Raw genomic sequence first — 25,286 nt, 5'->3', positions numbered from 1 at the left:
ACCTCAGGAATTGCCATGACACGATCGCGCCTGCTGTGCTGTGCCCTTCTCGCCGTGGGGCTCGCCGCCTGCAAGCCCGCGCAGACCCCGCAGGCCACCACGCCCGCGCCGGCGTCCACGCCGCCGGCCCAGACGCCGCCGCCTGCCACCGGCGCCCTGGCGGAAATCAGCGACAAGCAAGGCGTGGTCATCGCTGCGAGCGCCCTGGCCGGGGATTTCGAGGGCAATGCCTCGACCCTGGTGATCGAGGCCGACGGCGAATACCGGCAGACCCTCAAGGCCGGCGGCGCCGAACTGACCAGCAGCGGCACCTGGTCGCCCGCCGGCACCGGCGTGATGCTGCTGACGCCCACCGACAAGGCCGCCCAGGCCGTGCGTTTCGACGTGATCAGCGCCGACGAGCTGCGCAGCCAGGACGGCGCCTATGTCTTCAAGCGCGTCCACTGATCGTCCGCGCGGCGCGCCGTCGCCGCGCCGCCGCATGACCGCATTGTCCGCATGAGCCGCTGGCGTCCGCCCGCCGAGAAGAGCACCGCCCTGATCACGCCCGAAGGCCATGCGCGCCTGAAGGCCGAGCTGGACGAGTTGTGGCGCGTGCGCCGGCCCGAGGTGGTCAAGGCGCTGGCCGCGGCGGCCGCCGAAGGCGACCGCTCGGAGAACGCCGAGTACACCTATCGCAAGAAGCAGCTGGGCGAGATCGACCGGCGCGTGCGCTATCTGAGCAAGCGGCTGGAAGCGCTGCGCGTGGTCGACACCCGGCCCAGCGATCCGCAGGCGGTGTTCTTCGGCGCGCGCATCGAGGTCGAGCACATCGTCACCGGCGAAACGGCGCGCTACCGCATCGTCGGCCCGGACGAGACCGATGCGGCGCTGGGCCATATCAGCATCGACTCGCCGCTGGCGCGGGCGATGCTGAAGAAGCGGCTGGACGACGAGTTCGAGGCGCAGCTGCCCGGCGGCATGCAGCGCTACGTGATCGTGGATGTGGATTACGGCGCAGGCTGAGGCCTGCAAGCGCACGGTAGAAGCAGCAGTCGCTTCCGATCACATCGCGTCTTACCTGTAGAGCGGAGCTTGCTCCGCTGCCTTCCGGCCGGATCTTCGGCAGGCCCCAGCGGAGCAAGCTCCGCTCTACCAGAGGAGGCGTCCCACCCTGAAATCCCGTCGATCAGGACAGGACCGGCAGCTCGCGGTTCAGGACTTCGGCGAACAGGTCGTGCTCGTCGCTGTCCACGATGGTCACATCGACGAACTGGCCCGGCTTGAGGCCGGCCTGCTCGCCATCCTGGATATGCACCAGGCCGTCGATCTCCGGCGCGTCGGCGGCCGAGCGCGCCACCGCGATGCCGTCCTCGATCAGGTCGACCAGGCAGCGCTGCACGCTGCCGATCTTGGCTTCCAGCTTCTGGGCCGAGATCTCCGCCTGGACTTCCATGAAGCGCGCCAGGCGCTCCTGCTTGACCTCTTCCGGCACCAGATCGGGCAGCGCGTTGGCACCGGCGCCGTCCACCGGCGAATAGGCGAACGCGCCGACGCGGTCCAGCCGCGCCTCGCGCAGGAAGTCCAGCAAGTCTTCGAACTCGGCCTCCGTCTCGCCGGGGAAGCCGACGATGAAGGTGCTGCGCAGGGTGATGTCCGGACACAGCTCACGCCAGCGGGCGATGCGCTCGCGGGTCTTGTCGATCGCGCCCGGGCGCTTCATCAGCCTGAGGATGCGGGGGCTGGCGTGCTGCAGCGGGATGTCCAGGTACGGCAGCACCTTGCCCTGCGCCATCAGCGGAATGATCTCGTCCACATGCGGATACGGGTAGACGTAATGCAGGCGGCTCCAAGCGTCCAGCTCGCCCAGGCCCTCGCACAAGGCCTTCATGCGGGTCTGGTACTCGCGGCCCTGCCAGGTGCGCGCGGCGTACTTCAGGTCCACGCCGTAGGCGCTGGTGTCCTGCGAGACCACCAGCAGCTCCTTGACCCCACCCTTGACCAGCTTCTCGGCCTCGCGCAGCACCTCGTCCACCGGCCGCGAGACCAGATCGCCGCGCATCGAGGGAATGATGCAGAAGCTGCAGCGGTGGTTGCAGCCCTCGGAGATTTTCAGATAGGCGTAGTGCTTGGGGGTGAGCTTGACCCCGGCGGCGAAGTCCTCGCCGGTCAGGCGCGGGGCCGGGATCAGGTCCAGATAAGGATTGTGCTGCGGCGGCACGGCGGTGTGCACGGCCGACATCACGCTGCCGTAGTCGGCCGGGCCGCTGATGGACAGCACGCCCGGGTGCGCCTGCCGGATCATGTCCGCGCGCTTGCCCAGGCAGCCGGTGACGATGACCTTGCCGTTCTCGGCCATGGCCTCGCCGATGGCCTCCAGCGACTCGGTCACGGCCGCGTCGATGAAGCCGCAGGTGTTGACCACCACCACGTCGGCATCGTAGTAGCTGCCGGACAGCTGATAGCCCTCCACGCGCAGCTGGGTGAGGATGCGTTCGGAATCGACGAGGGCTTTCGGGCAGCCGAGGCTGACGAAGCCGACCTTGGGGGCGGCAGCTGGCATGGGCGACACAGGGATGAGCGGCCGGCGATTATACGCCGCGCGCCGGGTCCGCCCGCCGCGCCGCTGCAACACCACGGCGGCAACGGTGCGGACCGGCGGGCTTGCCTTTCCTGAACGCGCCAGCGCCTAGACTGGCCTCCCCCTCGCCAGACAGGAGTTCCCGCCATGGGCCAATGGATCACGCTTTCCACCTCCAAGGGGCCGGTCGCGGCCTGGCAGGCCGAGCCGGCCGGCGCTGCGCGCGGCAGCGTGATCGTGATCCAGGAGATCTTCGGCGTGAACGAACACATCCGCGGCGTGGCCGAGCAGTACGCCGCGCAGGGCTACCTGGCGATCGCGCCGGCGTTCTTCGACCTGGTCGAACCCGGCCTGGAGCTGCCCTACGACCAGGACGGCACCAAGCGTGGCCTGGAGCTGGTCGGCGCCATCGGCCTGGACGCCGCCGTGGATGTGGTGGAGATCGCCGCCCACGCCGCGCGAACCGCCGCGGCCAACGAGAAGGTCGCCACCGTCGGCTACTGCTGGGGCGGCACCGTCGCCCTGCTCTGCGCCCAGCGCCTGGGCCTGCCCGGCGTGAGCTACTACGGCGGGCGCAACGCGCAGTTCCTGGGCCAGCCGCTCAAGGCGCCGGTGCAGTTCCACTTCGGCGAGCGCGACAAGCACATCACCGCCGAGCTCGTGGAGGCCCAGCGCCAGGCGTGGCCCGACATGGACGTGTTCACCTACCCGGCCGACCACGGCTTCAACCGTGAGGCCAGCCCGGCGGTGTACGACGAGGCCAGCGCGAAGCAGGCCTTCGGCCGCGCGGTGGCGTTCCTGCAGGAAAACATCGGTTGAGCGCGACGCCTGCGTTCGCGCTGGACCCGCGTCTTGCGGCCGACAGCGCCTTTATCGCCGACGGCCCGCTCTCGCAGGTGCGCCTGATGGACGACACGCGCTTCCCCTGGCTGCTGCTGGTGCCGCGCGTCGCCGGCGCCAGCGAATGGATCGAACTGGACGGCGGGCAGCAACGCCTGCTCCTGGCCGAAGTCAACCGCGCCGGCGCCTGCGTGCGCGCCGAGCCGGGCGTGACCAAACTCAATATCGGCGCGCTGGGCAATATCGTGCGCCAGCTGCACGTGCACCTGGTCGGCCGTCACGAAGGCGACGCCGCCTGGCCCGGCCCGGTCTGGGGCAGCGGCCCCGCCCAGCGCCACGCGCCCGACGCACTGCAGGCGCGCATCGCGTACTGGCGCACGCTGCTGGGCTGATCGTTTTGCAGTGATAAATCGGGCCTAATGCTGAAAGCATGAAACACATATGGCGCCCAGCGATCTTGATTGCCACGCTAATGGCTTGGGGCCGCGCCGGACTCAGCTCAGGCGAGGAGTGCTAGATACCGAGTGCCTTCTGGCGCTACAGAAGTTGACTTGTGGCACCTGATCCGGCGCGGCCGCAGGCGCACGATGGCCTCACCCTCCGAACGGATGCCCCACCATGCGCCACCTGATCCCCGCCCTGATCCTGATCGTGCTGGGCACGCTGTTCCTGCTGGACAACCTCGGCTTCCCGGGCTTGGACGTGCGCGAGCTCATCGCCACCTGGTGGCCGCTGCTGCTGATCCTGGGCGGCATCAACCTGCTGCTGCGCCGCGCCAGCGGCCAGCAGGCGCGATGCCGCGACGTTTCCTGACGCCACTTCGCCGGAGCGCCTGGGCATGACGCGCGAGGCGGCGGTCCGGCGGCCCAGTGGCAAGGCAGGACGCCCTGATCGAGGGAAAAGCGGACGCCGCCCACCGAACCGTTACCCTGCCGAAGCCGGAGTGTAGGCGCAGCCACCCCCTTGGCGGCGAGAAGATCCAAAAAAAGCCGCACCCCGGGTGCGGCTTCTCGTCGTGCCCTGATGACGGCCGGACAAGACCGGCCCACCGGCCTCAGGTGCGCGGCAGGGTCACGCCGGTCTGCCCCTGATACTTGCCGCCGCGGTCGCGATACGAGGTTTCGCACACATCGTCCGCATCGGCCTGGAAGAACAGCATCTGCGCCACGCCCTCGTTGGCGTAGATGCGCGCCGGCAGCGGCGTGGTGTTGGAGAACTCCAGCGTCACATGGCCTTCCCATTCCGGCTCGAGCGGCGTGACGTTGACGATGATCCCGCAGCGCGCATAGGTGCTCTTGCCCAGGCACACCACCAGCGTATCGCGCGGGATGCGGAAGTACTCGACCGTGCGCGCCAGCGCGAAGCTGTTGGGCGGGATGATGCACACGTCCGACTCGATGTCCACGAAGCTGCCGCTGTCGAAGTGCTTCGGGTCGACGATGGTCGAGTTGATGTTGGTGAACACCTTGAACTCGCGCGAGCAGCGCACGTCGTAGCCGTAGCTGGAGGTGCCGTAGCTGACGATGCGATGGCCGCCGGCGTCCTGCTTGACCTGGCCCGGCTCGAACGGCTCGATCATGCCGTGCTGCTCGGCCATGCGCTTGATCCAGCGGTCGGACTTGATGCTCATGCGGGGCGTGTTCCTGAAGGGCGGCGTGCGGGAGGCCGCATTGTAGGCCAGCGGCGGGATGCTGTTAGACCAGCGAGGAGGCGATGGACATGCTGGCGCGCGGACGCTGGTCCAGCGCCGCCACCAGCGCCTCGGCCACCTGGCGGTATGCCTGGGCCACCGGCGAGTCCGGTGCCGCCGCCACCACTGGCGTGCCCAGATCGCCCTGCTCCCGGATGCGCACGTCCAGCGGCAGGGAGCCCAGCAGCGGCACGCCATAGTGCGCCGCCATCGCCGCACCGCCCCCCTGGCCGAACAGATGCTCGACGTGGCCGCACTGGCTGCACACGTGCTGGGCCATGTTCTCCACGACACCGAGCACGGCGATCTCGACCTTCTCGAACATCTTCAGCGCCTTGCGCGCGTCCAGCGTGGCGATGTCCTGCGGCGTGGTCACGATCACCGCGCCGGCGACCGGGATCTTCTGCGACAGCGTGAGCTGGATATCGCCCGTCCCCGGCGGCAGGTCGACCAGCAGGTAGTCCAGGTCGCCCCAGAGCGTGTCGTTGAACAACTGGGTCAGCGCCCCGGTGGCCATCGGCCCGCGCCACACCATCGGCGTGTCGGCCTCGATCAGCAACCCGATCGACATCGCCTCCAGGCCGAACGCGCGCATCGGCTCGATCGACTTGTTGTCCGGACTCTCCGGCCGGCCCGACAGCCCCAGCATCGCCGGCACGCTCGGCCCGTAGATGTCCGCGTCCAGCACGCCCACCTTGGCCCCACCGGCCGCCAGGGCCAGCGCCAGGTTCACCGCCGTAGTCGACTTGCCCACCCCGCCCTTGCCGGAAGCCACGGCGATGACGTTGCGGACGCGGGGATGGGGCTGCAGGCCGCCCTGGGGCCGATGTGCGGGAATGGTCATGCACGCATTCTCTCGTACCGCCGCCATGAGGTCGAAATCAGGCTTCAGTGACGAAAAAACGTCAAACTGCTTAGATTTTCGCGTCTCGTGATCATTTCGTCACGACATATCGCAACACAAGACGTCACAAGCCGCCTTTTGGCGTGTTAAGTTCTCGTTTGAAGGACATCTGTTCATCTCGCGTTGCATGGCCAGGAAGGCCACCACCAGCACGCCGAGCATTCTTCGGGGATTTCATTACATGAATTGCAAGCCACTTAAGCGCAACCACTTGGCCGCAGCCGTCTTCGCCGCACTGCTGACGCCCGCCGTCGCAGCGTTCGCGCAGGACGCCGCGCCCACTGCTGGACAGAAAGCCACCACGCTGGACAAGGTCACCGTGACCGGCTCTCTAATCCCACAGACGGAACTCGAGACTGTATCTCCTGTGGTGACCATCACCGCCGATGACATTCAGGCGCGTGGCTTCAACAGCGTTTCGGAAGTTCTACAGGCCAGCAGCATTGCCAGTGGTGGTGTACAGGGCGGCGAGACATCCGCTTCGTTCACCCAGGGTGCGGAAACAGTCAGCATGTTCGGTCTCAAGCCGGGGTACACCAAGTACCTCATCAATGGCCGACCGATGGCGAACTATCCGGCCCTCTACAACGGCAGCGACACTTTTAACAGCATCAGCGGCATCCCGATTGACGCTGTAGAACGGATCGAGATCTTGCCCGGTGGCTCATCGTCGTTGTACGGCTCGGACGCGCTGGCTGGCGTGGTCAATTTCATCCTAAAGAAGAACTATGAAGGCAACACGCTGCGCGTGCGCGGCGGCAGCTATAGCGAAGGCGGCGGCAACAGCGTGCGCTTCTCTTTCACCAATGGCTTCAGCGCTAACGAAGGCCGCATCAATGCGATCACCTCGGTGCAGTATGAAAAGCGCGCGCCGGTGTGGGGCTACCAGCGAGCCATCACCGACTCGGTCAACGAGCACGGCTACACTGCGCCGGTCGCCTCGCGCGACTATCTGATCTACGGCTACCAGAATATCGGCAACGATGGCTTTGACAATTTCGGCTACCTGCTTCCGGACGGGATCGACTGCTCCAACGTGACGGGACAGTTCGGTGGCACCGAGGGCCTTCGTAACCGCCCCGGTTCAGGACAGTACTGCGGCTCCTTCCGAAGCCCGGGCTATCGCACTATCCGTAATGGCAAGGAAAGTGCACTGCTCTACAACCGCACCACCTTCGACCTCAACGACAACAACCAGCTCTTCGTTGAGGTCCTGGGAAGCCATGAGGCGGCCGAGTTCAACTCTGGCAGCAACTACATGTGGTGGGGTACTGGTGCCAAGTATGGCTACTACTACGATCCGGACTACGACTCGCTACTCAACCTGCAGCGTGCCTTCTCGCCGGAAGACATCGGCGGCATGGGCTACAAGGACATCCTGAGTAAGGACACGACGAAGAATTACACTGTTACGCTGGGGATCAACGGCAGTTTCGGCGAAGCGTGGGACTATACCGCAGCGTTCACGCGTAACGAGAGCCGGCTGGCTGCTCGCAGCTTCGTGCGCTTTGCTGATCCAATTAACGCCTACTTCGAGCAGAACGTCCTAGGTCCGGATCTTGGCCCGGACCCCTATACGGGCAACTACCCGACGTTCCGCCCGGATTACGACGCGTTCTACACGCAGATGACGCCACAGGATTTTGCCAGCTTCACGGGCTATGGCACAGCCAAGGCCAAAACCTGGGACGACCTGTTCCGCGTCCAGCTAACCAACAGCGATCTGTTCTCGCTGCCGGGTGGCCAGGCGGGCCTAGCCGTCGCGCTCGAGGCAGGCAACGAGGGCTGGGACTACACGCCAATCCCGGGCATCATGGACGGCGCGATCTGGGGCCAGACCGACGTCGGCGGCTCGGGGCACCGTACCAAGTATGCGGGCATGGCCGAGCTGCGTCTGCCGGTGTTCAAGATGCTCACGGCGACCCTTTCCAGCCGCTATGACGCCTTTGACGCATACGGTAACAAGGTCGACAAGCCCACCTGGAGCGCAGGCCTGGAATTCCGCCCCGTCGAGAGTCTTCTGGTCCGCGGCAAGTACGGAACTGCGTTCAAGGCGCCCACCCTGTCCGATCTGTTCCAGGGCCTGAGCGGGTACTATACTTCCGACACCGACTACTACAGGTGCGGGCAGGCGGGCTTCGCGCCCGACAACACCACGGCCTGCCCCTACAACAGCCAGCAGTATTACGGCACGCAGGCCGGAAACACCGAACTGCAACCGATCAAGGCCAATACCTGGAGCGCAGGTATCGTCTGGGCGCCGTTGAAAGGCATGTCCTTTAGCGCCGACTACCTGGCCTGGGATATCAAGGATGAGGTCAATCAGCTGGACGGCGACCAGATCCTGCTGCAGGAGTATTACTGCCGTCTGGGCCAGGCGGGCCCCGGTTTCACCAGCTGCGACAATGTGGCCGCCTGGGTCCAGCGAGATCCGACCACAGGTCAGTTGCGCCAGGTTTTCACGCCGAAGGTGAATATCGCCCGTCAGAAGCTTGAGCTGATCATGGTCAATGGCCAGTACCAGCTGGACATCGGGAATGCTGGCGTTCTCAACTTTAATGCCAACTACACGGCGAAGCGCAAGCACGAAATTCAAACCGACCCGACCCAGTCCTACATCGACTTGATCAACACGCCAGATGCCAACTGGGTGTATGACGCAGGTCCGAAGTGGAAGGCCGACGCCTCGATTGGTTGGTCGATCGATAAGTGGACCACCACCCTGTATGCCAACATGCTAGGCAGCACGCCCAACTACCTCGCCTATTTCGGCAAGTCCTACGACTATGTCAACGCTAGCAGCGGAGCCAAAGCAGGCAAGTGGGGCACTTGGACCACGTTCAACCTGGGCGTCAGCTATCGGGCAATGGACAACCTGAGCTTGTCGCTGATGGCCAGCAACATCGGCAACAAGCTGCCCGACTCGCAGGCGCATAGCTACCCGGGTACCGCGACCACGCCCTATAACAACTATCTGTACAGCGCGCTGGGCCGTGCGGTCTACGCAGAAATCAAGTACGACTTTGGCAAGTAAGCACCCTCGCCATCGGACCAAGAAAAGTCCTGCTATGGTGATCACGCTATTCACTTAAGCAGGCGGTCCATGCAGAATCCGATGCTAGGCCTCTGGCATCGGATTTTTTTTGCCCAACAGCGGCGAAGCGACCTGGGGTGAGGCGAGTTAGGTAGCCATGGCACTCGGGTACCACCCTCTGGACATGCGCTTGCCAGCATCCGGCAAGAGCGTGGACAGGTTTTCAAGGCTTGTTGCGTCAGTACCCTTGGCGCGCCTCATCCAGCAGCGCCTGTAGCGGCGCGAGCGCGTCGCCGTATCGACGCCAACGCCCCTGAAAACCAGCATGCAGCGGCTGTCGGACCTGCACGGCGCTCGCGGTGGCGCTGGCCGCGGGATTGTCATGAAACGCCAAGCACCGTGTATCCCACGGCAGGCCGCAGAACTCCAAAAGCGCCCGGGTCGTGGCTTCTTGGTCCGCTACTAACGCCTCGTAGCGCACCCGATGGATTCTGCCCGGGAACTGCGAATGCCAGCGCTCCATCAATGCCTGGAACAGCAAGACGTAATGACCGGTATCGAGCAGATCGAACGAGTAGTCGTACTGCTCAGAATCAGTCGCGAACAGCTGCCTAAAATTTCCCAAGCAGGTGTCCATGGGATCGCGTTCTAAGCACACGATCCGAGCATTTGGCAGGGCATGGAAGATGTGCCCGATATAGAGGAAGTTGTGCGGCAGCTTGTCCACAAACCGCGGCGTAAGTCCGGTTCCGGGGCGCGTGGAGTCGATGTACCGTTGTCCCAGCGCACGCCAATCGATGCGCTCGGAGCTGGCGATCACCTGCTCGTCCAGCAGCGACGGACTGTGTACCGCGCAACTGCGCCGCACTTCAATGGGGAAATTGTTGAGCTCTCCGGCCGAATGGACCTGCGGGTGCGAGGAAAGAATGCGCTCGACCAGCGTCGTGCCCGAGCGCGGCATGCCCACCACGAAGATCGGCTCCTGGCTGCCGTGCCCGTTGCCCCCCCTCGGCATGCTGGAAAACACGTCGCTGAGCTGCTGGAAGCGCGCTGCGTCGCGTTGCCAGCGATAATTGCGCCTGCGGGCGACGACCGATTTCCCGGCGACCAGGTGTGATAGCGCCTCTTCGAACTCGCCGAGATCCTCCAGTTCACGCGATAAGGCAAGATTGAGGTGCAGGACCGCGTCTTCGTCCGAGCCATGGGTGGCAAGTAGTGTGCGCAAGCGCGCGATATGGTTGGACTGCGCATCGTGCGTCCAGTGCTGTGACAGCGCCAGGTGCGCTTTCCAGTAACGAGGCTGTAGGCGTAGGCACGCCTCCAGTTCTCCTTCAGCCCGATCGAGCGCACCTACGAAGGTGAGCGAGGTGGCATGATTGAACCGGTAGGTCGCATTAACTGGGGCGAGCGCGGTTGCACGCGCAAACGCCGTCACCGCCGACGGATGATCGTTAGTCTGGGTCAGGACCACGCCGAGCGTGTTGGCAGACACCGCATCCTCAATCGGTAATCCAAGTGCCACGCGGGCCTGTTCATGGGCGGCGCGAAGATTGCCGGCGCTGCACCAGGCGCGCGCCAGCTGCGCACGATAGTCAGCACGCGAGGGATTTAGCTTCACGGCTTCGTTCAGGTGCACGACAGCAGGTTTCATCGCTCGCAACCCAAGGGCAGCGACCCCAGCCACGAACTGCACGCCAGCATGAGAAGCCGCCACAGGCAGCAACTGTGAAGCCAGCTGAGCGGCCTGACGCCACGCGCCGTGGTTCAGGGCCGCCACCGCCTGGGCGTAATGCTGCTCGATCTGATCAGCTTTCAACGTAGGTCTGGTCCGTGCCTCTGTCTCAGGGCTCAAAGTATGCAGGATGGTCCCCTTGTCTTGCCGATCACGCATTGCCTCCGCATGTGGGCTTGTCGCTATTTGAGTTTCCGAAGTGAACGCGAGCTTGACTCTTTGCCAAGGTCAGCATCTCACCCGCTACCGCCACTCGAACGGCGTCCATCCATACGGCAGCGAATGCTGTTATAACAACGCAGCTGGAATCGATATCCAAAACATCCCTGGGAGGGGAGCGATGCACAAGACGATCCTGATTTTGTCCCTGGCCGTGCTGGCCGGTGCCGCGTCCAGCGCGATGGCGGCCGACGGGGCGGTGGGACGCTGGAAGACCATCGACGACAAGACCGGCGAAGTGAAATCCATCGTCGAGATCAGCGAGGCGGCCAACGGCAGCCTGACCGGCAAGGTCGTGGAGATCCTCAAGTCGGACAAGGGCCCCAACCCGGTCTGCGACGGCTGCTCGGGCGAGCGCAAGAACAAGCCGATCAAGGGCATGACCATCCTGTGGGACCTCAAGCCCGACGGCGCCAACGAGTGGGCCGGCGGCACCATCCTCGACCCGGCCAACGGCAAGACCTACAAGTCCAAGATGGAGCTCCAGCCGGGCGGCAAGAAGCTGGACGTTTCCGGCTGCATCGCCTTCATCTGCCGCGCGCAGACCTGGCTGCGCGAGTAGCGCCAGTCGCGCCTCCGCCAACACCCGACCAGCCCGGCCTCGCGCCGGGCTTTTTTGTGGCCCTTCTCCAGCATCCAGGGACCGGGCCTGTCAGCGACTTGCCTGCTGTATCGAGCGCACACGTCGCGCTCTCGCCTCGATCCACTCGGTGCGGGTTCTCGGGTAAATCAGCCATCCATCACTGGCTTGTCGCTGCGGCCCCGTGGGCCGCTCTCGGTAGCCCCAGCCGAGTTGGGCACTTCGACAGATGGATCAGGACTTCCTTCGACCCGGAATCGAGTAGCGCGACGAGCAAGGCAGCGGGCCGGCGGGCGGGGGCGGCGACGAGCGAGGCAGGAAGCCGAGCGCCCGAATCAGGGCAGGATGCCCTGATTGAGGGACAAGCGGACACCGCCCGCCGGACCGCTGCCCTTCCGAAGCCACGCCCCCCTGCGTCCGTGGATCGAGATCGCAAGAAGTCCTCTTCCGTAGTCCAAAGCCCAACCGGACGGCCATGCGATAATCGCCGACCCCTCTGGTCCGCCATCGCCATGACCCGCACCGCGCTCGTCTCCAACGCCCTGCCCTACGCCAACGGCCCCCTGCACCTGGGCCACCTGGTGGGCTACATCCAGGCCGACATCTGGGTGCGGGCGCGGCGCATGCGCGGCGACAACGTCTTCTACGTCTGCGCCGACGACACCCATGGCACGCCGATCATGCTGGCGGCCGAGAAGGCCGGGGTCACGCCCGAGGCCTTCATCGCCAACATCCAGGCCAGCCACGAGCGCGACTTCGCCGCCTTCGGCGTGGCCTTCGACCACTACGACTCGACCAACAGCGACGCCAACCGCGCGCTGACGGAGCGGTTCTACGTGGCGCTGGAACAGGCCGGCCACATCAGCCGGCGCAACGTCGCCCAGTTCTACGACCCGGCCAAGGGCATGTTCCTGCCGGACCGCTACATCAAGGGCATCTGCCCCAACTGCGGCAGCCCGGACCAGTACGGCGACAACTGCGAGGTCTGCGGCGCCACCTACTCGCCGACCGATCTGAAGGAACCCAAGTCGGTGATCTCCGGCGCTACGCCGGAGCTGCGCGACTCGGAGCATTTCTTCTTCGAGGTCGGCCACTTCGACGGCTTCCTGCGCGAGTGGCTGGCCGGCGATGTCGCCCTGCCCGGCGTCAAGGCCAAGCTGCGCGAATGGCTGGATGCCGAAGGCGGCCTGCGCGCGTGGGACATCTCGCGCGATGCGCCCTACTTCGGCTTCCAGATCCCCGGCCAGCCGGGCAAGTACTTCTACGTCTGGCTGGACGCGCCGATCGGCTACCTGTCCAGCTTCCAGAACCTGTGCGCGCGCCTGGGCGAGGACTTCGCGCCGCACCTGGCCGCCGGCACCCAGACCGAGCTGCACCACTTCATCGGCAAGGACATCGTCAACTTCCACGGCCTGTTCTGGCCGGCGGTGCTGCACGGTACCGGCCATCGCGCGCCCACGCGCCTGCACGTCAACGGCTACCTGACCGTCGATGGCGCCAAGATGTCCAAGTCGCGCGGCACCTTCATCATGGCGCGCACCTACCTGGACGTCGGCCTGGAGCCGGAGGCGCTGCGCTACTACTTCGCGGCCAAGTCCTCCGGCGGCGTGGACGACCTGGACCTCAACCTGGGCGACTTCGTCGCGCGGGTCAACGCGGACCTGGTCGGCAAGTTCGTCAACCTGGCCAGCCGCTGCGCCGGCTTCATCAACAAGCGCTTCGAGGGCCGGCTGGCCGACGCACTGCCGGACGCGGCGCAGTACCAGCGCTTCGTGGAGGCGCTGGATCCGGTGCGCGAGGCCTACGAACGCAACGACCCGGCCGCGGCGATCCGTCAGGTGATGGCGCTGGCCGACGAGGCCAACAAGTACGTCGACGAGACCAAGCCCTGGGTCATCGCCAAGCAGGAGGGCGCCGATGCCCAGCTGCAGTCGGTCTGCACGCAGGGGCTGAACCTGTTCCGCGTGCTGGCCGCCGGCCTCAAGCCGGTGCTGCCGCGCACCGCGGCCGAGGCCGAGGCGTTCCTGTCCGCGCCGGTGCTGGGCTGGGAGGAACTGGCCCAGCCGCTGATCGCGCACGTCATCCAGCCCTACACCCCGCTGTTCACCCGAATCGACCCCAAGCGCATCGACGCCATGACCGACGCCTCGAAAGACACTCTGGCCGCCGCGCCAGCAGCACCCGCCGCGACCAAGCCCGCGCCCGCCAAAACCGAAACGAAGGCGCCCACCAATCCCCAATCCCCAATCCCCAATCCCGGCCTCATCGGCATCGACGACTTCGCCAAGCTCGACCTGCGCATCGGCAAGGTGACCGCCTGCGCGTTCGTCGAAGGCTCGGACAAGCTGCTGCGCTTCGAACTCGATGCCGGCGAACTGGGCACGCGGCAGATCTTCTCCGGCATCCGCGCCAGCTATGGCGAGCCGGACAAGCTGGTCGGCCGCAGCGTGGTGTTCATCGCCAACCTGGCGCCGCGCAAGATGCGCTTCGGCGTCAGCGAGGGGATGATCCTGTCGGCCGGCTTCGACGGCGGCGCGCTGGCGCTGCTGGATGCCGACGCGGGCGCGCAGCCCGGCATGCCGGTGCGCTGACCGCCACACAGCGGCACGTTCCTTCACATCTCGGCCGGGCGCGAACCGCGTACAGTCGGCCTAGCACATCGCGCCCCGCGTCCATGTCCCCAGCGCCTCCGACTCCCGACGCCAGTCCGCGCTCCCGCCGCGCCCTGACCGGGCTGAACTTCTTCGTCGCCGATGTGCAGGACGGGCTCGGCCCGTTCCTGGGCGTCCAGCTGCAGTCGCTCGGCTGGCAGGCCGGGGCCATCGGCCTGGCGATGACCGCCGGCGGCATCGCCGGCCTGCTCTGCACCGTCCCGGCAGGTGCGCTGGTGGACGCGACCCGGCGCAAGCGCGCGGTCGTGGCGCTCGCCTGCCTGCTGACGGTGGCGAGCAGTTGCCTGGTGCTGGCCTCGCACGCCTTCCCGGTGGTGGTCGCCTCGCAGGTGGCCAGCGGCCTGTGCGGGGCGATCATCGGCCCGGCGCTGACCGGACTGACCCTGGGCCTGGTGCGGCAGGCCGGGTTCGAGCGGCAGATGGCCCGCAACCAGGTCGCGAATCATGCCGGCAACGTCGTGGCGGCCGCCGCGGCCGGCTATCTGGGCTGGAAGTTCGGGCTGGTGGCGGTGTTCGCGCTGCTGGGCGGCTTCGCCCTGCTGGCCACCGCCAGCCTGTGGCGGATCGACCCGCGCCAGATCGACCACCAGGCCGCGCGCGGCAGCGAGCCGGGCAGCGACACGGCGCCGCCCGCGCAGGCGGTGCGCTGGCGCGATCTGCTGCGGCAGCGTCCGCTGCTGTTGCTGGGCATGGCGCTGCTGTTCTTCCACCTGGGCAATGCCGCCATGCTGCCGTTGTACGGCCAAGCCGCGGTGGCCACGCACGCGGCCAATCCGGCGGTGTTCACCGCCGCCACGGTGATCATCGCGCAGCTGGTGATGGTGCTGGCCGCGCTGGCGGCGATGCGGCTGCTGCCGCGCTATGGGCACTGGTGGGTGTTGCTGTTGACCTTCGTCGCCCTGCCGCTGCGTGGACTGGTCGCCGCCGGCACGCTGGGCTCGCTCTGGGGCGTGCTGCCGGTGCAGGCGCTGGACGGCATCGGCGCCGGCCTGCAGAGCGTGGCGGTGCCGGCCACCGTCGCCAGCCTGATGCACGGCACCGGACGCACCAACGCCGCGCAGGGCCTGGTGATGACGCTGCAGGGCGTGGGCGCCTCGCTCAGCCCGGCGCTGGGCGGCTGGATCGCGCAGCACTGGAGCTATCGCATCGCCTTCCTCGCGCTCGGCAGCGTGGCCGTGCTTTCCCTGGTGCCTTGGCTGATGCACGGCCGGCGGGCCGCTGTGCGAGACGCGATCGCATGACGCCCTGGCTGGTGTGGGCCACGACCGCGGCGACGGTGGTGTGCGTGGTGACGCGCCCGGGGCGCCTGCCCGAATGGGTCTACGCCGTGGCCGGCGCGCTGGTCGTGGCGCTGTCCGGCGCCCTGCCCTGGGCGGGCGTGGGCCACGCGGTGGGCGAAGGCCTGGACGTGTATCTGTTCCTGGCCGGCATGCTGCTGCTGTCCGAGCTGGCCCGCCGCGAAGGCCTGTTCGACTGGGTCGCGCAGCTGGCCGCGCAACATGCGCGCGGCTCGGGGCGGCGCCTGTTCGCGCTGGTGTTCGCCACCGGCGTGGTGGTGACCACTTTCCTGTCCAACGATGCCACCGCCGTGGTGCTGACCCCGGCGGTGATCGCGGTGGCGCGCAAGGCGCGTGCGCCGATGCTGCCGCTGCTGTTCGCCTGCGCCTTCGTCGCCAATGCGGCCAGCTTCGTGCTGCCGATCTCCAACCCGGCCAACCTGGTGATGTTCGGCACGCATATGCCGCCTTTGCCGCAGTGGCTGGCGCGGTTCGGGCTGCCGTCGCTGGCGGCCATCGTGCTCACCTATGCGGTGCTGGCGTGGAGCCAGCGACGCGCGCTGGCCGGCGCGGTGTCCGCCGAAGTGCCGATGACGCCGATCAACGCCCACGCCCGGCTGACGCTGTTTGCCCTGGCCGCGACCGCGCTGGTGCTGATGCTGGCCTCGTGGCAGGACTGGTCGCTGGGCTGGCCGACGGCGGTGATGGCGGCGCTGGCCGTGCTGGCCGTCTCGCTGCGCGGACGCAGCGCGCCGTGGCCGGTGCTGGCCGGCGTGAACTGGGGCGTGCTGCCGCTGGTGGCCGGGCTGTTCGTGCTGGTCGAGGCGCTGCGCCAGACCGGCCTGGTCGCGACCCTGGCGGGCCTGCTGCGCGACCAGTTACAGGCCGGCACGGTCCAGGCCACCTGGGTGGTGGCCGCCGCCACGACGGTGGCGGGCAACGTCGCCAACAATCTGCCGGTGGGGCTGCTGACCAGCGCCACACTGGCCCAGGCCGCGCCACCGGGAGTGGTGCGCGACGCCGCGCTGATCGCGGTGGACCTGGGCCCCAACATCGCCGTGAGCGGCTCGCTGGCGACGCTGCTGTGGCTGTCGATCCTGCGCCGCGAGGGCGAGCACGTCGGCTTCTTCCAGTTCCTGCGCCTGGGCCTGGTGGTGACCCTGCCTGCGCTGGCCGCGGCGATCGCGCTGCGCCTGGCGCTGGGCTGAAGGCGACGACCGGGCCATCCGATGCAACTGGCGCTGTTCGACTTCGACCACACGCTGACCACACGGGACACCTATGCCGGTTTCCTGCGCCGCATCGCCACGCCCGAGCAGCTGGCGCGGGCGCGCTGGAACATCGCGCCGTGGCTGCTGGCATACCGAGCGCGGCTGGTGTCGGCCGGCGCGCTGCGGGCGCGCGTGACCCGGATCGCGTTCGAAGGACGGCCGCATGACGAGGTGCTGGCAGCCGGCGAACACTACGCGCGCGACGTCCTGCCCGGCGTGCTGCGGGCGGACATGTATCAGCGCTTCGACCAGCACCTGGCGCGCGGCCACACCGTGGTCGTGGTCTCCGCCTCGCTCGATGCTTACTTGCACCCGTGGTGCCAGGCGCAGGGCGTGGCGCTGATCTGCAATGCCCTCGAGCACGTCGATGGCCGCTGCACCGGCCGCTATGCCGGACGCGACGTGGGCCGGCACAAGGTGGCGCGCATCACGGCCGAGTACGATATCGCCAGCTTCGAACGCATCCACGCCTACGGCGACAGCGGCGAAGACAAGCCGATGCTCGCCCTGGCCCACGCACGCTGGTACCGCGGCCGGCCCTGCTACTGACCGATCCGAACACCCCCGCGCAGCCCGACCGCCACGCATGACCGATCTTTCCCCTTCCCTCGTCGAACGCCTCGACCGCCTGCTGCCGCAGACCCAGTGCGGGCAGTGCGGGTTCGATGGCTGTCGCCCCTACGCGCAGGCGATGGCGCGCGGCGAGGCCGGGGTCGAGCGCTGTCCGCCCGGCGGCGATGAGGGTGCGCGGGCGCTGGCGCAGGTGCTGGGCGTGCCGGCGCAGCCCTTCGACCGCAGCCGCGGTGAGCATCTGCCGCCACGCGTGGCGCTGATCGTCGAGGCCGACTGCATCGGCTGCACCAAGTGCATCCAGGCCTGCCCGGTCGATGCCATCGTCGGCGGAGCCAAGTTCATGCACACCGTGCTGGAGGACCTTTGCACCGGCTGCGCGCTGTGCGTACCGCCGTGTCCGGTGGACTGCATCGTGATGGAGCCGGCGGCTTGAAGCCGCACGCCTAACCCGTCAGGGCTGCCTCAGTGCGCGGCGCACGCGCTGCAGACGCGCTCCACCGCATAGCCCTTGGCGCGCAGCTTCTCGACCACGCCATCGGGCCCGAGCAGGTGCAGCGCGCCGACCACCACCAGCGTGTCGTCTCCGCCCAGGCCCTGCAGACGCGCCTCGAGCTTGGGCAGCCAGGCGTCGTTGCGCGCCACGTTGATGCGCTGGTACAGCGCGGGGTACTCGCGCTTCATGTCCGCGGCCAGTCCGTCGCGCAGCGTCTGCACGTCGCCGGCGCGCCAGGCGGCATGCAGGCGCTGGGCTTCGCGCTCGCCGGTGGCACCGGCATCGTCCAGGGTCTCGGCCAGGTACTGGCGCTGCTCCTCGGCGCTCATGCCGTCGAGCATGGCGACCTGATCCTGCCCGCGCTCCAGCCCGCTGACCGGCTTGCCGGCCTGGCGGGCCAACTGGATGAAGTGCAGGTCCAGGCCCAGCTGCGGGTCCAGCCCCTGCGCGGTCATTTCCTGCACGCTGATGGTGGTCGCCACCAGCCATGGCTCCAGGTGCGCGAACAGGTCGATCGGCAGGTTGTGCGCCTGCGCATAGGCCTGCAGCTTCGCCCAGGTCTTGGCATCGATGCGCTGCTGCAGGGTCTGCCCGGCGGGCAGCTGCGCGGCGGCCAGCATCGCCTGGCCCAGCGCCGGCGATTGCAGCTCATCGCCGGACAGTTCCAGCACCACCTGTTCGGCATCGGCGAAGGCCGCATCGACGTCCGGCGAGAGCGGATAGTCCTGCGCGGTGAGCAGGTGGAACGAGCCCAGCAGGTACAGGGTGTGCTCGCCCTTGCTGACCTTCCACAGCAGCGGCACGGGCGGCGCGGCCCAGGCCGGTGCGGCCACGGCCAGCAGCAGCGCGGCCAGCAGGAGGCGGCGCAGCGCCGACATCAGTGCGTGCCGCCGCCGACCGGCCCGGTGTACATCTTCTCGCCGGCATCGACCAGCAGATCCAGCCGGTTCTCCGCCGGCGGCAGCGGACAGGTCGCGTAGACGGTGAACACGCAGGGCGGGTTGTAGGCGCGGTTGAAATCCACCACTACGCGGCCCTGCGCGTCGGGCGCGTCGGTGTCGATGAAGCGCCCGGCCGGATACGAGCCATGCCCGCTGGTGCGGTCGGCCAGCACCAGGAACAGCCCGCCATTGTCGCCTTCCATCGCGGTGAGCGCGTAACGCTTGCCGTCGCGCTCGAACTCCACCTTGCCCGGGCTGGGCGCGGCGATGGTGTTGCCGACCATGTCGGCATAGGTCAGCGTGGCGCCGGCCGGGCCGGGCACGAACCTGCCCTCGATGCGCCAGGCCGGATCGGGCGTCCAGTATTCGAGCTCGGTGAAGCCCACCCGCGCCGGCGCGTTGGCGCTCTTGATGCGCAGACCGTAACGCGGGCCGCGGTGGATCAGGGTCATCCGGTCGGCGCCGTCGTCGAAGCCGATCACCGTCGCCGGCCCGGACTGGTCGTCGACCAGGCGGATGCGCCCTTTCAGCGGCTGGCCGTCGGCGGTCACCGCCACGCCACGCTCGGGGGTGAAGAACACCTTGTCGCCGTCCACCTGGACCAGGCCCAGCTTGGGCGGACCGACTTCCAGCTTGATGCCGCTGGCCTCGCTGCGGCCGATGTAATGCGCCTTGAGCGTGAGCCAGTGCAGCCCGACCAGGCTGGTCCAGCCGTCGGGCGCCAGCAGCGCCTGACGGCGCTCGGTGCGCCAGATCGCGTTGTCGGCGAGGAAGGTGGTGTCCGAGGTCACCGCCGGACCGGCCTGCGGCGCCCCCGCGCGGTCGCTGCAGGCCGTCAGCAGCGACGCCAGCGCCAGACATCCGAAAAACGCCCCGGTCTTGCCCATCGACTGCCTCAACGCCCGCGCAGGAACCATTTGTCGATCTCGGCCAGATTGAAATGCGCCCAAGTCGGGCGTCCGTGGTTGCACTGTCCCGAGCGCTCGGTGATCTCCATGTCGCGCAGCAGGGCATTCATTTCCGGGATCGTGAGCCGACGGTTGGCGCGGACCGCGCCATGGCAGGCCATGGTCGACAGCAGCTCGTCGCGCGCGGCGGCCACGCGCCGGCTCTGGCCGTGTTCGCGCAGGTCGGCCAGCACGTCGCGCAGCAGCGCGCCGGGTTCGGCGTGGGCCAGCAGGGCCGGCACGCTGCGCACGCTCAGGCTCTGCGGGCCGCTGCGGGTCACATCGAATCCCAGCTCGGTCAGGGTGGCGGCCTCGCGCTCGGCCACGTCGGCCTCGCGTTCGGCCACCGCCAACGTCATCGGCACCAGCAGCGGTTGGGCGGTCAGGCCGATGCCGTCGTGGGCGGTCTTCAGGCGCTCGTAGCCGATGCGCTCGTGCGCGGCGTGCATGTCCACCACGATCAGGCCGTCGGCGTTCTCGGCCAGGATGTAGATGCCGTGCAGCTGGGCGATGGCATAGCCCAGCGGAGGAATGACGTCCTGCGCGTCGTTGGCGGGCAGCGGCATCGGTGGACCCGGCTGCGGACTGCGGATCGACGGGCTGCTGTATAGCGCCGCATAGGCCCCCGGCGCATCGGCCACGCGCAGCCCCAGCGGCGACTGCTGCGCGCCGGTCCACTGCAGGTGCTGCGGCATCTGCCCCGCTGCCAGCGCGGGGGCGCCGTAGGCGGCCTGCGCCATCGGCATCGGCACGGCGGCCATCTCGCCGGCGCCTTCGGCGGCCACGCCCGCGCGCGTGCCGGCCAGCGCCTCCTGCAGGGTGCGGAAGACGAAGTCATGGATCATCCGCGATTCGCGGAAGCGCACCTCGTGCTTGGCCGGGTGCACGTTGACGTCCACCCGCGCCGGATCCAGCTCCAGGAACAGCACGTACGCCGGCTGGCGGCCGTGATACATCACGTCCTGGTAGGCCAGCTTCACCGCATGGGCGATGTTGCGGTCGCGCACCGCGCGGCCGTTGACGTAGAGGTATTGCTGGTCGGCGCTGGCGCGCGAATACGCCGGCTGCGCGATCCAGCCGTGCAGGCGCAGGCCGGCGCCGCTGTGATCGATGCGCAGCGCGTGCCGGGCGAATTCCTCGCCCAGCGTCTCGTGCAGGCGCAGGCTGGGCTCCAGCTGGCCGCCGCCCTTGTAGCGGCGCGACGGCCGACCGTTGTGCGACACGCGCAGCTCCACGTCCGGGCGCGCCAGCGCCAGCGAACGCAGCCACTCCTCGATGTGACCCAGCTCGGTACGCTCGGCGCGCAGGAACTTGCGCCGCGCCGGCACGTTGTAGAACAGCTCGCGCACCTCGACCGTGGTGCCCTGCGCATGCTGGCGCGGCGTGACCTCGCCCATGCGCCCGCCGTCCACCTGCAGGCAGGCGCCGTGCGCATCGTGCGCGCGACGCGAGCTGAGGCTGAAGCGGCTGACCGAGGCGATCGAGGGCAGCGCCTCGCCGCGGAAACCGAGCGTGGCCACGGTCTCCAGATCGTCCAGCGAGGCGATCTTGCTGGTGGCATGGCGCGAGACGGCCAGCGGCAGTTCCTCCGGCGCGATGCCGCCGCCATCGTCGCGGATGCGGATCAGGCGGATGCCGCCTTCCTCCAGGTCGATGTCCACCCGCTGCGCGCCGGCGTCCAGCGCGTTCTCGACCAGTTCCTTGACGACCGAGGCAGGCCGTTCGACCACCTCGCCGGCGGCGATCTGGTTGATCAGGGTGTCGGGAAGCTGGCGAATGGGCACGGGTGAGGAATGAGCGCGGAAGGAGTGAGAAGTGAAGAAAAGCAGAAGCAGATCCCGAGCGCAGTCTAATTCACCGACGCACTAGCTTCCGCTCACTCCTCACTCCTCTCCGCTCACTCCCGCCTCAAGGCGCTCCACCGCCCGAGTTGCCGCCAGCAGCGGCCTGCGCGCGCGCGGCGAACAGCGTGCCCGGCGGCGGCTCGCGGCTGAAATAGGTCTCCACGCCCTGCAGGATCGCGCCGGCGATCTGGGCCTGGAAGGTTGGATCGGTCAGCTGCTTCTCTTCGGTGTAGTTGGAGATGAAGGCGGTCTCCACCAGCATCGCCGGCATGTCCGAGGTGCGCAGCACGGCGAAGTTGGCCTTTTCCAGCGTGGCCTTGTGCGCGTTGCCGACGTCCTTGAGTCCTGCCAGCACGTGGCCGGCGGCGTTCTCGGAGGCCTTCATGTGGCCGCTCTGGGCCAGGTCGATCAAGACCGAGCCGAGCGTGCTGTCCACGGTCTGCAGCTTGACGCCGCCGATCAGGTCCGAGGCGTTTTCCTTGTCGGCCAGCCAGCGCGCGCGCTGCGAGGTCGCGCCCTTGAGCGAGAGCACATAGACCGACGAGCCGCTGGCGCTGCGGTTCTCGGCGGCGTCGGCGTGGATGGAAATGAACATGTCCGCATGCGCCGCGCGCGCCTTGACCGCGCGCTGGTTGAGCGGGATGAAGTAATCGCCGTCGCGGGTCAGGTAGGACTTCAGGCCCGGCGTGGCGTCGATCTGCCTGGCCAGCTGGCGGGCGATGGCCAGGGTGACGTTCTTCTCGTACTTGCCGGTCGGGCCGATGGCGCCGGAGTCCTGGCCGCCGTGGCCGGCATCGATGGCGATCACCAGCGGGCGCATGCCGGCGCGCATGGCCAGCTTGGGCTGCGGCAGCACCGGGGCCGGGGCGTCGGCGACGACGGACTTGGGTTCGACCGGGGCCGGGCGACCGGTGGCGATGGTCACACCGGGCGCGATGGTCTCAGGCACGTTCGTCGCGGCCGGTGTGGGCACCACGACGCCGGGCACGGGCTGGCCGGCCAGGATCGCCGCCGGCGACAGCGTGCTGGACACCGGCGTGGCGGGCGCCTGCTGCTGCGGCGAAGGCGCCGACGGTACGGGCGTGGTCACCGGCGCCTGGACGACGGGCGTCGGCGCGGCGGGCATCGGGCGCGTGGCCTGGGCAACCAGCGCCGAGGTCGCCTGCGCGGCAGCAACGCTGGCCGGCACGGCGGCCGCCGTCGCGCTGGGCGTGGGCGCGGGAGCGCTGGCGGTCGCCGGGCCGTCGCCGGGCCACTCGATCACCAGGCGCGACAGCGCGCCGGCGCCTTCCATGTGCGGATTGACGGCTGTGATCGGCCCGGCCAGGTCGAACACCACGCGGAACGTGCCCGGCACCGGCTGCCCGGTGCGCACGGCGGTGACCACGCCACTGGGCGCGGGCAGCTTGAGGGACTTCAGCGCGGTGGAGGCCGGCAGGTCGACGACCAGGCGGTTGGGATTGGCCAGGGAAATGGTCTTGTAGCTGCCCGCGCCCTGCAGCTGGATCTCGGCGCGGGTGCCGGTCGGGCCGTTGACCAGGTCAATGGCGCGCACTTCGCCGGCATGGGCAGCAGGCATGACGCTGGCCAGAAGCGCGGCGCCCCCCCATGCGATCGCAAATGCGGTCATCCCCTTCGGCATGCGGCGATTCAAGCACTGCCCAAGCGTAAAGGCAACCCCTTTTCCCTTAATAATCCGTGACCTGCCAGAACTTTCTCGCCTCGCCCGGCATAAGTCACCCCTAACTGACGATTTCCGACAGACGGGCCAGCCAGGCCTGCCCGGTCTCGGTCCCCGCCACCAAGCGCGCGTCGCGACCCTGGCCCGAGATCTCCAGGAAGATCTCCAGGTCCGCGCGCGGCAGCCCGCCGCGGCCCTTTTCCGGCCATTCGATCAGCCACAGCGTGGCCACGGCCTCGTCCAGGCCGAGGAAATCCAGCTCGCCGGCATCGCCCAGCCGATACAGGTCCAGGTGCCAGGCCTCGCCGCCGTCGATGGGGTAACGCTCGATCAGCGTGTAGGTGGGGCTGCGCACCGAACCGGTCACGCCCAGCCCGCGCAGCAGCGCGCGCGCCAGGGTGGACTTGCCGGCGCCCAGGTCGCCATGCAGATGCACGGCCGCCTGCGGCGGGCGGGTGGACGCCAGCGCGCTCCCCAGCCGTGCGGTGTCCTCGACCTGCGCCAGCTGCAGCCGCATCAGCCGGCCACCTGCGGATTGGCCAGCGTCGGCAGGCAGTCGAACAGATCGCTGGCCAGCAGGCCACGCTGGCCGCGGCGCGCGGCCGCCGCATCGCCGGCCAGCCCGTGCAGCAGCGCACCCGCGCTGGCCGCGGCGAACGCATCCAGCCGCTGCCCGCGCAGCCCGGCGATCACGCCGGTCAGCACATCGCCCATCCCACCGGTGGCCATGCCCGGATTGCCGGTGGTGATCACGCGCGGCAACTGGCCGTCCTGCGCGATCAGCGTGCCAGCGCCCTTGAGCACGACCGTGGCCTGCCAGCGCGCCGCCAGCTCGGCCGCCGCGCCGAACCGGTCGGCCTGCACCTCGGCGGTGGAACGCCCGAGCAGGCGCCCGGCTTCGCCCGGATGCGGGGTCAGAATGGCGTCGCCCAGCGCGCGCGGCTGCTGTGCGATCAGATTGAGCGCGTCGGCGTCGAGCACCAGCGGCTTGCCGGCTTCCAGCGCCAGCCGCAGCAGCGCGCGGCCCCAGTCGCCCTGGCCCAGCCCGGGGCCGATGGCGATGACGTCGGCCGCCTCGAGCAGCGGCTGCAGATCGCTGCCGGATTCCACCGCGTGCACCATCGCCTCCGGACGCCGCGTCAGCAGCGCGCCGACATGCGCCTGGCGCGTGGCCACCGTGACCAGGCCCGCACCGCTGCGCAGCGCGGCATCGGTGGTCATCATGATCGAACCGCCGTGGCCCAGATCGCCGCCGATGCACAGCACGCGGCCGTTCTCGCCCTTGTGGGTGTCCAGGCGACGGGGCTTGAGCCAGCTCGCCAGATGCTCGGCCTGCAGCAGCTGCGCCTTGGGGGCGGTCATGCGCAGCAACTCGTCAGGGACTTCGAGCGGGTCGAGCAGCAGTTCGCCGGCATGCTCGAGCCCGGCACCGGTGTGCAGGCCGTGGTGGCGCACGATGTACTGCAGCGTGCGCCGCGCGCGCACCGCCGCGCCCGGCGCGGTCCCCTGCCCCGCATCGATGCCGCTGGGCACATCGAGCGCGAACACCGGCGCCGGCTGCGCATTGATCGCCTCGATCAGCGCCTGCGCCTGGCCTTCCGGCGCGCGCGCCAGGCCGATGCCGAACAGCGCATCGACCACCACGTCGGCCGGCGGGAACTGCTCGGGGAACAGGGCCACCTGTCCGCCGGCGGCGATGTAATCGGTGCATGCGCGCTGGGCCAGGTCGGTGCGCGGCGTGTGGTCCTCCAGATGCAGCACCACCACCTGCCGCCGCGCGCGCAGCGCGCACAGGGCCAGCACGTAGCCATCGCCGCCGTTGTTGCCCGGCCCGCACACCACCGTGATGCGCTCGGCGCGGGGCCAGTCGCGTTCCAGCACCCGCCACGCGCCCTGCCCCGCCTGCTGCATCAGTGCGAAGGCGCCGCCTGCCAGGCGCGCACTGGCTTGCTGGTCCAGGGCACGCGCCGCGGCGGTGCCGAACAAGGGGAGAAGGGCCGTCATGGCGCGCGATTCTATACTTGCGTC

At 68.5% G+C, this 25,286-nt stretch carries 22 protein-coding genes; 12 read left to right on the top strand and 10 right to left on the bottom strand.

Annotated elements, in window-relative coordinates:
* The first annotated feature begins 15 nt into the window (after nt 1-15).
* Both EAT51_RS06700 and greB read left to right on the top strand, forming a co-directional pair.
* On the top strand, nt 16-447 hold the full coding sequence (locus EAT51_RS06700) for a hypothetical protein (protein ID WP_130518889.1): 432 nt from the start codon (nt 16-18) through the stop codon (nt 445-447).
* 51 nt (nt 448-498) lie between these two features.
* A complete protein-coding gene (gene greB / locus EAT51_RS06695) occupies nt 499-1,005 on the top strand; it encodes a transcription elongation factor GreB (RefSeq protein WP_130518891.1) in 507 nt (168 codons plus the stop codon).
* A gap of 163 nt (nt 1,006-1,168) precedes the next feature.
* Here the strand turns inward: greB and rimO are convergent, their stop codons facing one another.
* Nucleotides 1,169-2,542, bottom strand: coding sequence for a 30S ribosomal protein S12 methylthiotransferase RimO (gene rimO / locus EAT51_RS06690; protein ID WP_130518893.1), 1,374 nt, complete (start codon nt 2,540-2,542; stop codon nt 1,169-1,171).
* A 165-nt stretch (nt 2,543-2,707) separates the two neighbouring features.
* Between rimO and EAT51_RS06685 the strand changes: the two genes are divergently transcribed.
* The 3 genes from EAT51_RS06685 (at nt 2,708) to EAT51_RS06675 (ending at nt 4,213) form a co-directional block, all read left to right on the top strand.
* Complete coding sequence (locus EAT51_RS06685; protein WP_130518895.1) at nt 2,708-3,379, top strand: dienelactone hydrolase family protein; 672 nt, start codon at nt 2,708-2,710, stop codon at nt 3,377-3,379.
* A complete protein-coding gene (locus tag EAT51_RS06680) occupies nt 3,376-3,792 on the top strand; it encodes an HIT family protein (RefSeq protein WP_130518897.1) in 417 nt (138 codons plus the stop codon). Before EAT51_RS06685 ends, EAT51_RS06680 begins: the two co-directional genes overlap by 4 nt.
* 226 nt (nt 3,793-4,018) lie before the next feature.
* Nucleotides 4,019-4,213, top strand: coding sequence for a LiaI-LiaF-like domain-containing protein (locus EAT51_RS06675; protein WP_130518899.1), 195 nt, complete (start codon nt 4,019-4,021; stop codon nt 4,211-4,213).
* A 241-nt stretch (nt 4,214-4,454) separates the two neighbouring features.
* On the opposite strand, the gene dcd is transcribed toward EAT51_RS06675, so the two are convergent.
* Together dcd and apbC are read right to left on the bottom strand one after the other, a co-directional pair.
* A complete protein-coding gene (dcd, locus tag EAT51_RS06670; RefSeq protein ID WP_130518903.1) occupies nt 4,455-5,030 on the bottom strand; it encodes a dCTP deaminase in 576 nt (191 codons plus the stop codon).
* A gap of 64 nt (nt 5,031-5,094) precedes the next feature.
* Nucleotides 5,095-5,934: an iron-sulfur cluster carrier protein ApbC gene (gene apbC, locus EAT51_RS06665; RefSeq protein ID WP_130518905.1), complete on the bottom strand. Its 840-nt coding sequence runs from the start codon at nt 5,932-5,934 to the stop codon at nt 5,095-5,097.
* A gap of 241 nt (nt 5,935-6,175) precedes the next feature.
* Here apbC and EAT51_RS06660 point away from each other — a divergent pair, with 241 nt between their 5' ends.
* Nucleotides 6,176-9,028, top strand: coding sequence for a TonB-dependent receptor plug domain-containing protein (locus EAT51_RS06660; RefSeq protein ID WP_130518907.1), 2,853 nt, complete (start codon nt 6,176-6,178; stop codon nt 9,026-9,028).
* Nucleotides 9,029-9,266: 238 nt separating this feature from the next.
* On the opposite strand, the gene EAT51_RS06655 is transcribed toward EAT51_RS06660, so the two are convergent.
* The gene (locus EAT51_RS06655) at nt 9,267-10,844 is read right to left on the bottom strand and encodes a tetratricopeptide repeat-containing sulfotransferase family protein (RefSeq protein ID WP_228257840.1); all 1,578 of its coding nucleotides are present in this window, start codon (nt 10,842-10,844) and stop codon (nt 9,267-9,269) included.
* 256 nt (nt 10,845-11,100) lie between these two features.
* Here EAT51_RS06655 and EAT51_RS06650 point away from each other — a divergent pair, with 256 nt between their 5' ends.
* From EAT51_RS06650 to rnfB, 6 genes are all read left to right on the top strand, one after another.
* A complete protein-coding gene (locus tag EAT51_RS06650) occupies nt 11,101-11,541 on the top strand; it encodes a DUF2147 domain-containing protein (RefSeq protein WP_130518911.1) in 441 nt (146 codons plus the stop codon).
* 530 nt (nt 11,542-12,071) lie between these two features.
* Entirely contained in the window at nt 12,072-14,150 is a 2,079-nt protein-coding gene (gene metG / locus EAT51_RS06645; protein ID WP_130554033.1) for a methionine--tRNA ligase, read from the top strand.
* A gap of 83 nt (nt 14,151-14,233) precedes the next feature.
* On the top strand, nt 14,234-15,472 hold the full coding sequence (locus tag EAT51_RS06640) for an MFS transporter (protein ID WP_130518916.1): 1,239 nt from the start codon (nt 14,234-14,236) through the stop codon (nt 15,470-15,472).
* The gene (locus EAT51_RS06635) at nt 15,469-16,716 is read left to right on the top strand and encodes an arsenic transporter (RefSeq protein ID WP_130518918.1); all 1,248 of its coding nucleotides are present in this window, start codon (nt 15,469-15,471) and stop codon (nt 16,714-16,716) included. Before EAT51_RS06640 ends, EAT51_RS06635 begins: the two co-directional genes overlap by 4 nt.
* Before the next feature lie 21 nt (nt 16,717-16,737).
* The gene (locus EAT51_RS06630) at nt 16,738-17,328 is read left to right on the top strand and encodes an HAD-IB family hydrolase (RefSeq protein ID WP_130518920.1); all 591 of its coding nucleotides are present in this window, start codon (nt 16,738-16,740) and stop codon (nt 17,326-17,328) included.
* 37 nt (nt 17,329-17,365) lie between these two features.
* Entirely contained in the window at nt 17,366-17,785 is a 420-nt protein-coding gene (gene rnfB, locus EAT51_RS06625) for an Rnf electron transport complex subunit RnfB (protein ID WP_130518921.1), read from the top strand.
* A gap of 29 nt (nt 17,786-17,814) precedes the next feature.
* Here rnfB and EAT51_RS06620 read toward each other — a convergent pair whose 3' ends face one another.
* The 6 genes from EAT51_RS06620 to EAT51_RS06595 all read right to left on the bottom strand — a co-directional run bounded on the left by EAT51_RS06620 (nt 17,815) and on the right by EAT51_RS06595 (nt 25,262).
* Complete coding sequence (locus EAT51_RS06620) at nt 17,815-18,723, bottom strand: TraB/GumN family protein (RefSeq protein ID WP_130518923.1); 909 nt, start codon at nt 18,721-18,723, stop codon at nt 17,815-17,817.
* Complete coding sequence (locus tag EAT51_RS06615) at nt 18,723-19,673, bottom strand: DUF1684 domain-containing protein (RefSeq protein WP_130518925.1); 951 nt, start codon at nt 19,671-19,673, stop codon at nt 18,723-18,725. Before EAT51_RS06615 ends, EAT51_RS06620 begins: the two co-directional genes overlap by 1 nt.
* 8 nt (nt 19,674-19,681) lie before the next feature.
* Nucleotides 19,682-21,517 carry a DNA mismatch repair endonuclease MutL gene (gene mutL, locus EAT51_RS06610; RefSeq protein WP_130518927.1) on the bottom strand — a complete coding sequence of 612 codons (1,836 nt, stop codon included), beginning with the start codon at nt 21,515-21,517 and terminating at the stop codon, nt 19,682-19,684.
* 124 nt (nt 21,518-21,641) lie between these two features.
* Complete coding sequence (locus EAT51_RS06605) at nt 21,642-23,219, bottom strand: N-acetylmuramoyl-L-alanine amidase (RefSeq protein ID WP_130518929.1); 1,578 nt, start codon at nt 23,217-23,219, stop codon at nt 21,642-21,644.
* A gap of 100 nt (nt 23,220-23,319) precedes the next feature.
* The gene (gene tsaE / locus EAT51_RS06600; RefSeq protein WP_130561439.1) at nt 23,320-23,775 is read right to left on the bottom strand and encodes a tRNA (adenosine(37)-N6)-threonylcarbamoyltransferase complex ATPase subunit type 1 TsaE; all 456 of its coding nucleotides are present in this window, start codon (nt 23,773-23,775) and stop codon (nt 23,320-23,322) included.
* Nucleotides 23,775-25,262, bottom strand: a complete 1,488-nt coding sequence (locus EAT51_RS06595) for an NAD(P)H-hydrate dehydratase (RefSeq protein ID WP_130561438.1) — start codon at nt 25,260-25,262, stop codon at nt 23,775-23,777. Before EAT51_RS06595 ends, tsaE begins: the two co-directional genes overlap by 1 nt.
* Nucleotides 25,263-25,286: the final 24 nt, after the last annotated feature.

This window comes from Pseudoxanthomonas winnipegensis, from assembly GCF_004283755.1.
GTDB lineage: Bacteria > Pseudomonadota > Gammaproteobacteria > Xanthomonadales > Xanthomonadaceae > Pseudoxanthomonas_A > Pseudoxanthomonas_A winnipegensis.
Note: the sequence above shows the minus strand (reverse complement) of the source record. Positions and strands in the feature narration are given on the sequence as shown.

Excerpts from the sequence above, each read along its gene's own strand:
- EAT51_RS06620 (WP_130518923.1), bottom strand. The coding sequence starts at position 18,723 with ATGTCGGCGCTGCGCCGCCTCCTGCTGGCCGCGCTGCTGCTGGCCGTG.
- EAT51_RS06640 (WP_130518916.1), top strand. The coding sequence starts at position 14,234 with ATGTCCCCAGCGCCTCCGACTCCCGACGCCAGTCCGCGCTCCCGCCGC.
- EAT51_RS06675 (WP_130518899.1), top strand. The coding sequence starts at position 4,019 with ATGCGCCACCTGATCCCCGCCCTGATCCTGATCGTGCTGGGCACGCTG.
- rnfB (WP_130518921.1), top strand. The coding sequence starts at position 17,366 with ATGACCGATCTTTCCCCTTCCCTCGTCGAACGCCTCGACCGCCTGCTG.
- EAT51_RS06615 (WP_130518925.1), bottom strand. The coding sequence starts at position 19,673 with ATGGGCAAGACCGGGGCGTTTTTCGGATGTCTGGCGCTGGCGTCGCTG.
- EAT51_RS06595 (WP_130561438.1), bottom strand. The coding sequence starts at position 25,262 with ATGACGGCCCTTCTCCCCTTGTTCGGCACCGCCGCGGCGCGTGCCCTG.
- EAT51_RS06635 (WP_130518918.1), top strand. The coding sequence starts at position 15,469 with ATGACGCCCTGGCTGGTGTGGGCCACGACCGCGGCGACGGTGGTGTGC.
- EAT51_RS06630 (WP_130518920.1), top strand. The coding sequence starts at position 16,738 with ATGCAACTGGCGCTGTTCGACTTCGACCACACGCTGACCACACGGGAC.
- EAT51_RS06700 (WP_130518889.1), top strand. The coding sequence starts at position 16 with ATGACACGATCGCGCCTGCTGTGCTGTGCCCTTCTCGCCGTGGGGCTC.
- EAT51_RS06660 (WP_130518907.1), top strand. The coding sequence starts at position 6,176 with ATGAATTGCAAGCCACTTAAGCGCAACCACTTGGCCGCAGCCGTCTTC.
- rimO (WP_130518893.1), bottom strand. The coding sequence starts at position 2,542 with ATGCCAGCTGCCGCCCCCAAGGTCGGCTTCGTCAGCCTCGGCTGCCCG.
- metG (WP_130554033.1), top strand. The coding sequence starts at position 12,072 with ATGACCCGCACCGCGCTCGTCTCCAACGCCCTGCCCTACGCCAACGGC.
- greB (WP_130518891.1), top strand. The coding sequence starts at position 499 with ATGAGCCGCTGGCGTCCGCCCGCCGAGAAGAGCACCGCCCTGATCACG.
- EAT51_RS06685 (WP_130518895.1), top strand. The coding sequence starts at position 2,708 with ATGGGCCAATGGATCACGCTTTCCACCTCCAAGGGGCCGGTCGCGGCC.
- EAT51_RS06605 (WP_130518929.1), bottom strand. The coding sequence starts at position 23,219 with ATGCCGAAGGGGATGACCGCATTTGCGATCGCATGGGGGGGCGCCGCG.
- EAT51_RS06650 (WP_130518911.1), top strand. The coding sequence starts at position 11,101 with ATGCACAAGACGATCCTGATTTTGTCCCTGGCCGTGCTGGCCGGTGCC.
- tsaE (WP_130561439.1), bottom strand. The coding sequence starts at position 23,775 with ATGCGGCTGCAGCTGGCGCAGGTCGAGGACACCGCACGGCTGGGGAGC.
- dcd (WP_130518903.1), bottom strand. The coding sequence starts at position 5,030 with ATGAGCATCAAGTCCGACCGCTGGATCAAGCGCATGGCCGAGCAGCAC.
- apbC (WP_130518905.1), bottom strand. The coding sequence starts at position 5,934 with ATGACCATTCCCGCACATCGGCCCCAGGGCGGCCTGCAGCCCCATCCC.